This is a genomic window from Alcanivorax sp. S6407 (assembly GCF_023016115.1).
Classification (GTDB): domain Bacteria; phylum Pseudomonadota; class Gammaproteobacteria; order Pseudomonadales; family Alcanivoracaceae; genus Alcanivorax.
Map to the genome: position 1 here is coordinate 45,069 of NZ_JALKBH010000003.1, position 12,726 is coordinate 57,794.

Here is a 12,726-nt window from a genome sequence, read left to right on the forward strand (position 1 = left end):
CCTTTGTTATTGGTCTTGTGGCCTTGTCAGCAAGGCTGCGGCATCCATTGCCGCCTGATCCTGGGCGCCAAAACAGGGCTACCCTCAGTTAACTTTATGGGTAAATCGGGGTGGCGGCTATTGTTCTAAAGTACTAGGGGGAAGAGACGCTGCATGCTGCACGCAACAGGCAACATGCGGGCGGCGTATTTGGGCGTAGGAGCCAGCCTGCTGGCGATCCGAGCCCAGGCGAGGAAAAAATCGTTACGAGTCACGAGAAGCGAGTCTCGAAAACTAAAACCCGATACCCCACCCTGTTTGGCCTTTCGCCACTCGAAACTCGTGACTCGCGCCTCCCCTACCCTCGCTATCGCTCGGATCGCCTTGCGAGCAAGGCTCCTACAAAACCCGCGACCGGTGGTGACCAAACCGTAGGGCGGAAATCGGCGAATGCCGATCTCCGCCATGAACGCCCACGGCCCCGTCGGAGATGGGCTCACGCCCATTTCCGACCTACGTTTTGCCGAAGCGCTTGTGGGAGTCGTGGACAAGGAGCCTGCCTGCTGGCGAAAAGATCGCGTGCAGGCACGCTCCTACTGAGGGACTGGCAGGGACCTGGCTTGCGTCAGGCGTCACGCCTAAAACGCCGACACCCCGCCATCCACCGCCAGGGTCTGGCCGGTCATGTAGCTGTTGGCCGGGGACAGCAGCATGAGCATGACGGTGACGATTTCTTCCGGCTGACCGAGGCGCTTCATGGGGCTGCCGGAGGCCAGCATGGCGTGGACAGTTTCCTTGTTTTCCGACAGTTCGCCCTCGTCCACCATGGGGGTGTGGGAGTAGAACGGGCACACCGCGTTGACGCGAATATTACGACGGGCGTATTCCACGGCGGCGGTCTTGGTCATGCCGATCACCGCGTGCTTGGCTGCGGAGTAGGCACCGATCTTGGGGGCGCCGCCCAGGCCTGCCATGGAGCTGACGTTGACGATGGCGCCGCCGTTTTCCTTCATGGCGGCAATCTGGTGCTTCATCCCATACATCACGCCTTTTACGTTGATGTTGATCTGCTGGTCGAGGATCTCGTCGGTGAGCTGATCAAAGGGAATGAAGGCGTGGGCGATCCCTGCGTTGTTTACCGCCATATCAAGATGGCCAAACTGGGCCAGGGCGGTATCCACCATGGCCTTGCAGTCGGCTTCGCTGGCCACGTCACATTTCACCGCGGCCACTTTCACGCCCTGCCCGGCCAGCGCATCGGCTACCGCATTGAGGGCATCGGTATTAATATCACCCAGCACCAGGCAGGCACCGCGCTTGCCCAACTCTTCGGCCAGCAGTTTGCCAAAGCCACTGGCAGCACCGGTAATGATGACGCTCTTGCCGGTGAAATCGAGAATGGGATCCATGGGGGGGTCTCCTTCGTTGAACAGCTTCAAGCTACAAGCTGCAAGCTACAACACGGGGATGGGTTTGGGGTAATAGAACCCACAGGGTTCCGCGCTGCAAGGGTTTGGTAAAACATTGCTACGGAGCCGCTGTAGGAGCCTGCCTGCAGGCTCCTACAGCGGCTCCGTATTGGGGCCAGTGCTAGATCGTGAAACCGCCGTCGACCACCACGCATTCGCCGGTGACGTAGCTGGACGCATCGGAGACCAGGTAGAGCACGGTGCCGGCCATTTCCTTCGGCTCGGCGTGGCGGCGCATGGGGATCTGGGCGATGGCGTGCTTGTAGATGTCATCATTGGTGAACAGGGCGCCGGCGAACTTGGTCTTGGTCAGACCGGGCAGCAAGGCATTCACGCGGATGTTGAACTGGGCGCATTCCTGGGCGAAGGATTTGGTCATGCTGATGACCGCCGCCTTGGAGATGGAATAGATGCCCTGCATGTCACCCGGGTGCAGGCCGTTGATGGAGGCGGTATTCACAATGGCACCGCCACCGTGCTCGCGCATCAGTTTGGCGCCGTTCACGGACATGTAGAAATAACCACGCAGGTTCACGTCCACGGTCTTGTCGAAGGCGTCCACCGGGGTATCGAGGATATGCCCGAAGTACGGGTTGGCCGCGGCGTTGTTGACCAGGATATCCAGCTTGCCGTGGGTCTCGCGGATGTGGGCAAAGATCGCATCAACCTGCGCCATCTCGCCGATATGGCAGGCAAAACCTTCAGCACTACCGCCCTCGGCCTTGATGGCATCCGCCACCGCCTGGCAGTCATCCTGCTTGCGGCTGGACACGATCACGTGGGCGCCCTGCTCTGCTAACAAGCGCGCGATTTCTTCACCAATACCACGGCTGGCACCGGTGACCAGGGCAATCTTGCCCGTCAGATCAAACAGCTTGGTACTCATCACTTACTCTCCCTATCAAAAACGCGGCACGCTTCACGCAACAGGCAACAACGCGTCAGACGGGGTTGCCCATCGGCAACGCCCTGCCCGCGCGTCTTATTAGTGTTTTGGTTTCCGGCGTGTTGCCTGGTGCGTGTGGCGTGTTGCGGGGCTTTACGCCCCGTTATGAATGATATCCACCGCCATGCTGGACAGCGGTTCTACCAGGGCGCCGACGGTGGCGGCTTCCTTGCTGGAGGCGTTGCCGTCTTCGGCACGCTTGGCAACGCCCTGACAGATGGCGGCCAGACGGAAGAAGCTGAAGCACAGGTAGAATTCCCAGTGCTCGATCTTGTCGATGCCACGGCGCTTGCAGTACATCTCCACGTATTCCTGCTCGGTGGGGATGCCCAGTGCCTTGCGGTCGACACCCTGCAGGCCGGCCATCTTGGCATCGCCCTGGGGCATGCGCATGCCCATGCACTGGTAGGCCAGATCGGCCAGCGGGTGACCCAGGGTGGACAGTTCCCAGTCCAGTACCGCAATCACTTTCGGTTCCGTGGGGTGCCACATCATGTTGTCGAGGCGGAAATCACCGTGGGCCAGGGCGACCTGACCATCATCTTCCGGCAGGTGCTTTTCCAGCCAGGCCATCAGCTCGTCCATGGCCGGAATCTCTTTCAGCTTGGAGGCCGCATATTGCTTGGTCCAGCGCCCCAGCTGACGTTCGAAGTAGTTGCCCGGCTTGCCGTAGTCGCTCAGGCCGACGGCTTCCAGATCCAGGCTGTGCATGGCCGCCAGCACCCGGTTCATCTCGTCGTACATGGCCGCGCGCAGGGCATTGCCCTCTTCGCCTTCGCCACATTCCGGCAGGGCTGCGCCCCAGAAGATACGGCCTTCGCAGAATTCCATCACGTAGAACATGGAGCCGATCACGTCACGGTCTTCGCACAGGTGCAGCACGTTGGGCACCGGCACGTCAGTGTTCTTCAGGGCTGCCATGACGCGGTATTCGCGGTCTACGGCGTGAGCAGACTTGAGCAGCTCACCCGGCGGCTGACGACGCAGTACATAGGCACCGGAGGGCGACGTGATCTTGAAGGTGGGGTTGGACTGGCCACCCTCAAACTTGTTGGCTTCGATGGGACCCTTGAAGCCGGGGATCTGCTGTTCGAGGTACTCGGCCAGTTTTACGGTATCCAGTGAATCCACCTGGGACATGGAGCTCTCCTGTTGTTCTGTCTGCTGCGCGAATGGCTCATCGCGGCGCGCCCTCTCTTGTGAAGAGAGAGGGGCGCGCCGGACACGATCGGTTCAGGCGAATTGTTTGGCCAGGGTGCGGCCCAGCTGCATCATGTGCACCTGGTCCGGCCCATCAGCCAGCCGCAGGCTGCGGGCATAGCTGAAGAAGTGGGCCAGCGGGGTATCCTGACTGACACCCACCGCACCGTGGACCTGTATCGCCCGGTCGATGACATTTAACGCCATATTGGGCGCAACCACCTTGATCATAGCGATCAAATCCTTGGCGACTTTGTTACCTTCGCGATCCATCAGGTCTGCCGCTTTCAGCGTGAGCAGGCGTGCCTGCTCGATTTCGCACCAGGATTTGGCCAGATCTTCGCGCACCGAACCCTGCTTGCTCATGGGCTGGCCGAACACTTCGCGCTCGTTGACCCGCTTGGCCATCAGCTCGAAAGCCTCCTGTGCAGCACCGATCAGACGCATGCAGTGGTGGATCCGGCCCGGACCGAGGCGGCCCTGGGCAATCTCGAAGCCACGGCCCTCACCCAGGATGATGTTTTCCTTCGGTACCCGAACGTTCTCGAAAATCACTTCCGCATGGCCTTCCGGGGCGTCGTCGTAGCCGAACACCTTCATGGGCCGCAGGATCTTCACCCCCGGAGTATTGGTGGGTACCAGCACCTGGGACTGCTGCACGTGGCGATTGGGATTGTCCGGGTCGGTCTTGCCCATGACGATCAGAATCTCGCAGCTCTTGCGCATGGCGCCGCTGATATAGAACTTACGGCCGTTGATGACATAGTCATCGCCATCGCGCTCAATGCGGGTTTCGATATTGGTGGCATCAGAGGACGCCACCTCCGGCTCGGTCATGGCGAAGGCGCTGCGGATGGTGCCGTCCAGCAACGGTTCCAGCCACTGCTTCTTCTGCTGTTCGTTACCGTATTTGGCCAGCACTTCCATATTGCCGGTATCCGGTGCGGCGCAGTTGAACACCTCCGAGGCAATCAGGCTGCGGCCCATTTCCTCGGCCAGCGGGGCATATTCCAGGTTGCTGAGCCCGGCACTGTAGTCACCGTATTCTTTCGGCAGGAACAGATTCCAGAGGCCCTTTTCTTTCGCTTTGGCCTTCAGCTCATCCATTACCGGCGGGGTTTCCCACGGGTTGGCCGCCAGTTCTTCACGGTAACGGCCTTCCGCCGGGCGGATTTCAGTGTTGATGAATTCACGGACCTGTAGCACCAGATCCTTCATCTTGTCGGTGTATTGAAAGTCCATGTAGCTCTCCCTGGTCTCTCGTTGTCTGTTGCGATGTCAGCCGTGGCGGTCTAGTTGCCGCTTTTCTTGCTGCGTATTGATCTTGCGATTTCTACGTCAGGCGTCGGGCGTCGGGCGTCCGGCATCAATTCAGAAATAGGTAATCGCGTCGAACCGGTCCGCCCGGTCCAGATGCGGTACATTGTTGAAACTGGCTACACGCACCGCCTTGCGGTTGAAGAAACCGTGGATCACGCTGGTGTTGCGGATCTGCAGGTTCAGCTCCACTACGGTGTCATCAGCAGTGTTCAGCGCATGCTTCATGAACATGCCCATGGCGCCGCCGGAACTGACGATCACCACCTTGTCCTTGTCGCTGTAGGTCTGCTGGATATGGTCACGGGCCGCGGCGACGCGGTCGGAAAAGTTTTCCCAGCTTTCCGGCAGATCGCCCTCCAGCTCATCATTTCGCCAGGCTTTCATGGCCGCTTTCAACGCCTTGTAGAAGGCCGAGGCATGGGCGCTGTCTTCCTTCGCCTTGTCTTCGGGGTGCTGAGCCTGCCAGGCATGCACGATGGCGTGGAAATCGAACTCGTTGAGGCCGGTATGGATTTCTGCGTCGAGCTGAACACCGAGCCCGTCGCAAATGCCGGCGCCAGTTTCCTGGTGCCGCACCAGATCGCCGGTAATCAGGCCATCAAACTGCATGTCCCGTTCGGCAAAGTACTCGCCCAGCCAGCGTGCCTGCTGGTGCCCCAACGGGGACAGCTGGTCATAGTTATCACTGCCGAAAGACGCTTGTCCGTGGCGGACAAGGTAGAACTGGGCCATGCGTTACTCCTCAGGCGATATCGTTGATGGCCCAGACTAGAACAGGCCAGACTGTTAGTGAAATTGATATTTTGAATCCTGACCGATAAGTCTCGTGCATGGAGGAAGCTACAAGCTGCAAGCCTCAAGCTACAAGGCGCGAGAGGGGGTATCAGGTCCGGATGCGCCGTGCCCGCGGGGTTGAGTTGAAAGTTCAAAGTTGAAAGTGGAAAAGGAAATCCCGTGGACGGTGGCGGAACGAATATCGTAGGGCGGAAATGCCTCAGGGCATCTCCGCCTTTTTCCATCGGTAAGACCCTGCGCCGTGCGGCCTGACAGGTCATGTCGGAGATCGGCTTTCGCCGATTTCCGACCTACATGGCCAAGAAGCGTTCTAATGCCTGCCCCCCGTGATCAGCGTCAGGTGCGCGGGCACCGCCGCCCAGCCCAAACCAGCCCGTCCCGCGCCTTGTAGCTTGAGGGTTGTTGCTTGCAGCTCCCCTCCAATAGCCGCCCCCTATCCCGGCAAGGGGGATTTTCGCTTGCAGTGATGGCGGGGGCTGGTTAGGCTTTGATCATTGTTTAAAGGAATCTATGCAATGAAAGCGATAGCCCGTTCCCAACAGCTCGTAACTGCCCTGCCGGCGGTACGTGTTGTTGTGTCTGGCGCTTTCTATTTCGGGTATTGGTTTAGCCGCTCGCGCGCCTGACCTTGCCCAGGCGCGCCCGCTACGGGACGCCTGCCGAAACCTCTGAAAACCCCGGTCGGTATCCCGCCCGGGGTTTTTTATTGCCTGAATGAACGACAACAGACACGGAAAACATCGAGCCGACACACTGGAGGCACAACATGTATCGATATCAACCGACAGCACTGCAACTGCGATTTTGGCAACAGCCTCCTTCGAGATTACGACGATGAATTCGCGTGCCTGAGCACGCATCGCTGATAAGGAACGAACATGCAACAGCTTCACAATACCGCCAGCCAGCTGCAGACCGAGACCACCCGGCGCAGCCTGTCTCTGCCCTCCCCCGCCACCCTGCGCGAGCGCCTGCCAGTGGATCCGGCGCTGGCCCGACAGATTGCCGGCCACCGCCAGACCATCCGCAATATTCTCAACGGTGAAGATTCTCGCCTGCTGATCATCACCGGCCCCTGCTCACTCCATGACCCCAAGTCCGCGCTGGAATACGGCCATAAACTGGCCGAGCTTGCGGAAAGCCTGGCAGATCGCGCCTTCATCGTGATGCGCGCCTACGTGGAGAAACCCCGCACCACCGTAGGCTGGAAAGGCATGCTCTACGACCCGCATCTGGATGGCAGCCACGACATGGCCACCGGCCTGAACGTATCCCGGCATCTGCTGCTGGATCTGGCCAAACTGGGCCTGCCGCTGGCCACGGAACTGTTGCATCCCATGGCCGCGGATTACCTGGGGGATCTGCTCAGCTGGGCAGCCATTGGCGCGCGGACGACCGAATCGCAGATTCACCGGGAAATGGTCAGCGGCCTGCCCCTGCCGGTGGGCTTCAAGAATGGTACCGATGGCAGCATCGATGTGGCCTGTGATGCCATGGGCTCAGCCTCACATCCGCACAGCCATATGGGCATGGACGACCAGGGACGCGCCGCCTTGCTGCAGACCGCCGGTAATCCGGATACCCATCTGGTACTTCGCGGTGGCCATGATGGCCCCAACTACGATGCCGACAGCGTGGCCCGCGCTGTGGCAGAGCTGCAGAAGCGTGGCCAGAACCCGCGGTTGATCGTGGATTGCAGCCACGCCAACAGTGGCAAGGATCCGCTGCAGCAACCTGCAGTGATGCGTGATTTGCTGGCCCAGCGAGCCGACGGCCAGCAACACGTTGCCGGGGTCATGCTGGAGAGCCATCTGCAAGATGGGCGTCAGGGGCAGGATGGTGAACTGGCCTACGGGGTATCCATTACTGATGGCTGTCTCGGGTGGGAGAAGACCTGTGCGTTGCTGGAGGGGGTATAGCTACAAGCTTCAAGCCTCAAGCTACAAGGCGCGGGATGGGTGGGGTGTTGTTTGAACCGCCCTGCCCGCGCTATTTCGTGGACGATATGCTTTTTGCGGTAGCTTTCCTGAAAGCGATTTAGCGTAGGTCGGAAATGGGCGTCAGCCCATCTCCGACGGTGGAATCGGCTTGGGGAGGGGCATGGCGGAGATCGGCATACGCCGATTTCCGCCCTACGTTTTGTCGGGATCGCCGCAGGAGATCTCTGTGCCCTTCAGGGTATGCCTGCAAGCGATCCGAGCGACAGCCCGAGCAGTACGGCAGAGCAGCGAGTAACGAGTTTCGAGTTTCGAGTTTCGAGTTGCGAAAGGCTACACAGAATGGATTTTTCAGGTTTCTGGTTTTCGAAACTCGCTTTTCGTGACTCGTAACTATTCACCCTCGCCTGGGCTCGGATCGCTTGCAGGCATACCCTGACGAGCACCGAGAGCTCCCACAGAAAACGCTCTGCAGCAATGGTGGCGGAGATGCCCTCGGGCATTTCCGCCCTACTATAACCGCCCCGCCATTGCCCACCGGGTTTCCTTTTCAACTTTACACTTTGAACTTTCAACTGAGTCCCGCGGGCACGGCCTTTCCGTCCACACCCCCCTACCCCGCGCCTTGCAGCTTGAGGCTTGTAGCTTGCAGCTGCTCACTTCCCGCGCTGGTTTTTCAGATAGACGACGAAGGCCACACTGGCGATGAACACCAGAAAAATCACGAAGGCGGTGATCAGCTGATACAGCGTCAGGTCATTCAGCACAGCATGGCTCCGGTTATCGATTCAGACTCAGGAATACAGCAGCGAACCCACGCCCATCTTCACCACCTTGCCGCCGATACGACAACGCAGAGCCTTGCCGGCGTGCTTGTCGAATTCGGCACGCAGCAGGCTCTTGCGGGTGTCCGGGCTGCCGCGATCGATGGAGAAAGTGTGGGTGCCGTCGGCGGTGTCTTTCTGTTCGGCCAGGTAGGCAATGAACTCGGGCATCACCGCGCCGATGGGAGGATAAATATCCCGCGGCAGATCCGGGTTGAGGATACGGCCGTGGAAATCAGACTCGCCAGTAATGGATCCCGGTGCAAACAGGAACAGTTCGGTGGTGTAAATATGGCCGCCCAGCGATGACCAGTAACTGGTATTGAGACTGGCCGCCAGCACATGCTCCGGCTTGGTGAACGGCACGATGAGGGTGGGTTTGTCCACGCTCACCACCATGGGCTTGTACTTGCTGAAGGCGATGTGCTTTTCGTCGGTGTTCAGCGCCGCGGCCAGTTTGGCAATCTCCGGCGTGTAATGGTCAATGGTGGGATCCAGCTCGCGGGCAAACTGGATAGCCCCCGGGCCGTTGCCTTCCTTGTCCACAAAGCTCTGGATCAGCTGGTCATTCTGCTTGAGCAGGAAGGAAGCAAACTTGCCCTCATCTTTGGTGAGTCCCATTTCATGGGCGACATAGGACGCAGCGAGAATGGTGTGGGCGCCAAACAGTTGCTGGCCCCGGCCGTTGAAGACCGACACCGGGGAACTGCTGTTGCGCGGATCGATAAATACCGTTTCCGTCTGCTGGAATTCACTGGCGATGGCGGTCTTGGCACGCGCATCGATGGGATCACTGCCCAGGGTCACTACGGGAATCTGGGTACCCTGAAACGGCGCCCCGGCAAACACGTCCAGCAAGGCATAATCGAGAGCCATAACATCCATCCTCATTATTGTTGTCCGTCCTTCGACTATGCCCGACGGGAGGATTATTGCAATGGATGGGAGAACGCCTGATGCCGGATGCATGACGCCTGACGAAAAGAACACAAAATCTGTGTACCAGTTCGCCTGCGGGGCATCACTTGCAGAGATTTTTAGCGTCTGGCGTCAAGCGTCCGGCGTATCACGGCATCGGTGCGGTGATGCCGCCGATGAGGAACGGCAGCAGGCGACGGGTGATGTCGGCTTCGGTGACTTCGGTGTTGAAATCCTTGCGGCTGATTTCCTTGAGGGATTCCATCCCGGACAAGGTAAAGATGGCCGCCCCCAGACCAAACTGGACCCGCCAGAACAGTTCCCGCGGCGGCATATTGGGCAGGGCTCGCTGCATGTGGTCCTGCAGGCGACTGAACACACCACCATACTGCTGATGAAGGTATTCGCGCAGATGGCCCACTGGTTGGCTATAGGCCTGACCAGAAAGACGAAAGAACACCGCCGCACGCTGGGGATCTTCAGGGTGGGTTCCCAGGGCTAGCCTGGAAATCAATGAAAGCAGGTTCTCCGGAGTATCCGGAACACCGGTCTCTTCCATTTCCGTCAGCTTGGCATCCAGCGCCTGGGAGAAGGGAGACAGAAAGCGCTCGAACACCGCCTGAATCAGGGCCTCCTTGGAACCGAAGTGATAGTTCACCGCGGCCAGGTTCACCCCGGCCTTACTGGTAATGGCCCGCAGGCTGGTTTCCGCAAACCCCTTCTGGGCAAACAGCACCTCTGCTGTATCCAGAATCCGGTCCACTGTTCCTGGCTGTGCCATTTCCCCTGCCCCTAGCGTTCAAAACATACGTTTCAAACATACGTTTGGCGAACGGCGCGGTCAAGGTTTCAGCTTCGCCCGAGGCGATCAATTTGGTGAAGAAAGCCAGGCAGACAGGAGCGGTCGTTTGCTATGGCATCCTGGTGCGGCAGCGATGCGCAAGTGTTCTCGCACCGGAACTGGCGCTCCGACAAAAACAGGAAGTCCATTCCTTTGTGGGAGCTTGCTTGCAAGCGAATCTACCCTCACCCAGGTTTGTCCCCCCCTCTTCGCGTGCAAGCACGCTCCCACAGATGCCCTGCGGTGAAGGGATCGGTTTCCTTTTCAACTTTCAACTTTCAACTTTCAACTTTGAACTTTCAACTCACGACTCAGAAGTAGTACACCACCTCTGCCTGCACGAAGTCCGAGCGGCTGATCGGGCCCAGGCCGGGGTTGGTATTCACGTTTCTGAGGATATCGCGGTAAAGCGCAGAGGGGCTTCGCGGATCTGCTGCATCCGTGTAGAAGCGGGCTTCCAGCGAGGCCTTGAGGTTGTTACCAAAGCGACGGCTGGATTCCAGGCTGATGGCTTTCTCTTCTTCTTCGGTATCGTAGATGATGCCGGCGAGGATCTCGGTGGAGGCCACGTCGTTGAAGGTAAAGCGGGTGCCGAGCAAGACATCGCTGGCCAGTGGTGAGGCCAGGCTGTCGTCGCGGTCTTCCCAGATGTATTCCACAATCCAGCCCAGATCGGCGGCACTGCCGAACAGGCCCACCTGGGTATATTCAAAGCCCCCATCTAGGGCATTGAAGCGCTCCCCCTGCCCGGAGCGGCTGATGCCCTCCAGTTTCCACAGCCAGCCATTCTGCAGGTATTGCAGCTCCAGCCCGGTCTGGTCGATGACGTTATACAGTGGGGTGAATTCAGGATCCGAGCCTGCCGGCAAGGCGCCGGTGGTTGCCAGTGCAATCAGCTCCGCCTGAGACAGGCCCTGCGGAATCAGCAGAGGGTCCCGGCTGGTGCCGGAGAAATGCGACAGCGCCAGTTCGATGCCATTGTCAAAGTACTGCTGGAAGCGGATGGCAAAATCCACCCGGCTATCTTCCCGGGAAGACTCGTAAAGAGCGTCGTCAGACACTGGCAACGGGGTACGTGGACGGCCTTCCTCACCGGCGAAGGTGCGTTCACGGAAACCCGGCAACACGAACAGATCCACAATCCCCCAGTCACGTACCAGAGACAGGTTGATCATGGGCTGGCCGAGCTTTTCCTCTCCGTCTACCTGATCCACCTGGTCGGTCTGGTTGATGATATCCACCAGATGACGACCTTCGGTGACACCCCAGAACACCTTGCGGATCCCGACCCGGGATTCCCAGCCATTGCCCACATGAATCCATGACAGTTCACGGATATCCCAGTGGGTCCGTTCGCTGTCATGTTCATCCACCCGGGCATAGGGAATGAACGTGAACAGGTCATCGCGGTCATTCCACTCGTGGAGAATCTCGGGCTTCAGGTAAGCCGACCCGTTAGTGGAATAATCCGCTTCCGGGTAGGGAGAATCCTGGGTGAAGTAGCGCCCTTCCAGCCCCACTTCGCCACGGAATTCCCAGCCCATGGAGATCAGCGGCATCGCCAGCAGCGATGCCGTTATCAGATTCTTCTTCATGGCTTAGCGGGCGCGCTTGAGGCTGTTCTGGTTGAAATCGGCTTCGCTGAGACCGGTATCGTACTGGTAGTTGCTCCAGAACAGATCCGTGGCCTTGCCGGTCTGGTGATTGACCATGGACATCTTGGCCGGCTGCCAGAACTTGTCCTTGTACTGGCTGTAGTCACTGGATTCCAGCGTCTTGAGCAGGCTGCCACGACGGTCGTAGTAGTCCACTTTCCAGGTACGGTATTCGTCCTTGTCCAGCCACACCACCATCTTGGTGTAACCGGAGTGCTTGTCGGTGGGATAACGCTCCATCACGTAGCAGGTCAGCTCGCCACAGGCTTCGTCGCGCAGGTATTTGTAGGTGTACTTTTCCACTTCCTGGCCACGCATGTCCTCGAAGCTGAATTCACTGCCCATGAAGGGGCCGGACTTGTTACGCGAGGCAATGGTCTTCACCCGGCGCAGGGCCGGCAGGTAGAGCCACTGGTCATCGTCTTTGGTCTTGTAGCTGAAGGTCAGCATGGCGGTGCCACGCACATCCCTCGGGGTATCGAAGATGGTCAGGCTCTTGTCACCTTCTTCTTCGCCCTTCGCTTCCAGGGTTTTCACACGCAGCTCTCGCTCGGCCTGATCACCACGCTGGGTAATCAGCACCATCTTCATGTCTGCCTGAAAATCGCCGAAACCATTACCACGGGCGTCCGCTTCGCGGGCAATTTCCAGCCCCTTCTCTTCCGGGGTTTGGGCAATGGTCGTTACAGGGAAGGCGATGGCAAGAGCCAGTCCGGCAGTGAGAAAACGAGATGTCATGGGGACCTCATACTGTCTGGAATCATTGTTATAGCGACGATGATGCAGGCAACACCGTGTTTACCATGATACCTGCCCCGCCGGAAACGGCGAGGCTGATGAGG

The 12,726-nt window shown here is 59.0% G+C and carries 10 protein-coding genes; 1 reads left to right on the forward strand and 9 read right to left on the reverse strand.

What is annotated here, in order from left to right:
• Window positions 1–617: 617 nt before the first annotated feature.
• From MWU49_RS08935 to MWU49_RS08955, 5 genes are all read right to left on the reverse strand, one after another.
• Window positions 618–1,388: an SDR family NAD(P)-dependent oxidoreductase gene (locus tag MWU49_RS08935; protein WP_246970881.1), complete on the reverse strand. Its 771-nt coding sequence runs from the start codon at window positions 1,386–1,388 to the stop codon at window positions 618–620.
• Between the two features lie 181 nt (window positions 1,389–1,569).
• The gene (locus MWU49_RS08940) at window positions 1,570–2,334 is read right to left on the reverse strand and encodes an SDR family oxidoreductase (RefSeq protein WP_246971416.1); all 765 of its coding nucleotides are present in this window, start codon (window positions 2,332–2,334) and stop codon (window positions 1,570–1,572) included.
• A 153-nt stretch (window positions 2,335–2,487) separates the two neighbouring features.
• Complete coding sequence (locus MWU49_RS08945) at window positions 2,488–3,534, reverse strand: phosphotransferase family protein (protein ID WP_246970883.1); 1,047 nt, start codon at window positions 3,532–3,534, stop codon at window positions 2,488–2,490.
• A 93-nt stretch (window positions 3,535–3,627) separates the two neighbouring features.
• On the reverse strand, window positions 3,628–4,836 hold the full coding sequence (locus MWU49_RS08950; RefSeq protein WP_246970885.1) for an acyl-CoA dehydrogenase family protein: 1,209 nt from the start codon (window positions 4,834–4,836) through the stop codon (window positions 3,628–3,630).
• 129 nt (window positions 4,837–4,965) lie between these two features.
• Window positions 4,966–5,646, reverse strand: a complete 681-nt coding sequence (locus MWU49_RS08955) for a histidine phosphatase family protein (RefSeq protein WP_246970888.1) — start codon at window positions 5,644–5,646, stop codon at window positions 4,966–4,968.
• Window positions 5,647–6,587: 941 nt separating this feature from the next.
• On the opposite strand from MWU49_RS08955, the gene MWU49_RS08960 reads away from it, so the two are divergent.
• The gene (locus MWU49_RS08960; RefSeq protein WP_246970890.1) at window positions 6,588–7,628 is read left to right on the forward strand and encodes a 3-deoxy-7-phosphoheptulonate synthase; all 1,041 of its coding nucleotides are present in this window, start codon (window positions 6,588–6,590) and stop codon (window positions 7,626–7,628) included.
• A gap of 812 nt (window positions 7,629–8,440) precedes the next feature.
• Here the strand turns inward: MWU49_RS08960 and MWU49_RS08965 are convergent.
• From MWU49_RS08965 to MWU49_RS08980, 4 genes are all read right to left on the reverse strand, one after another.
• On the reverse strand, window positions 8,441–9,346 hold the full coding sequence (locus MWU49_RS08965) for a PhzF family phenazine biosynthesis protein (protein ID WP_246970893.1): 906 nt from the start codon (window positions 9,344–9,346) through the stop codon (window positions 8,441–8,443).
• A gap of 190 nt (window positions 9,347–9,536) precedes the next feature.
• Window positions 9,537–10,169, reverse strand: coding sequence for a TetR/AcrR family transcriptional regulator (locus MWU49_RS08970; protein WP_246970895.1), 633 nt, complete (start codon window positions 10,167–10,169; stop codon window positions 9,537–9,539).
• A 371-nt stretch (window positions 10,170–10,540) separates the two neighbouring features.
• On the reverse strand, window positions 10,541–11,824 hold the full coding sequence (locus tag MWU49_RS08975) for a hypothetical protein (RefSeq protein WP_246970897.1): 1,284 nt from the start codon (window positions 11,822–11,824) through the stop codon (window positions 10,541–10,543).
• Between the two features lie 3 nt (window positions 11,825–11,827).
• The gene (locus MWU49_RS08980; RefSeq protein ID WP_246970899.1) at window positions 11,828–12,622 is read right to left on the reverse strand and encodes an outer membrane lipoprotein-sorting protein; all 795 of its coding nucleotides are present in this window, start codon (window positions 12,620–12,622) and stop codon (window positions 11,828–11,830) included.
• Between the last annotated feature and the right edge of the window lie 104 nt (window positions 12,623–12,726).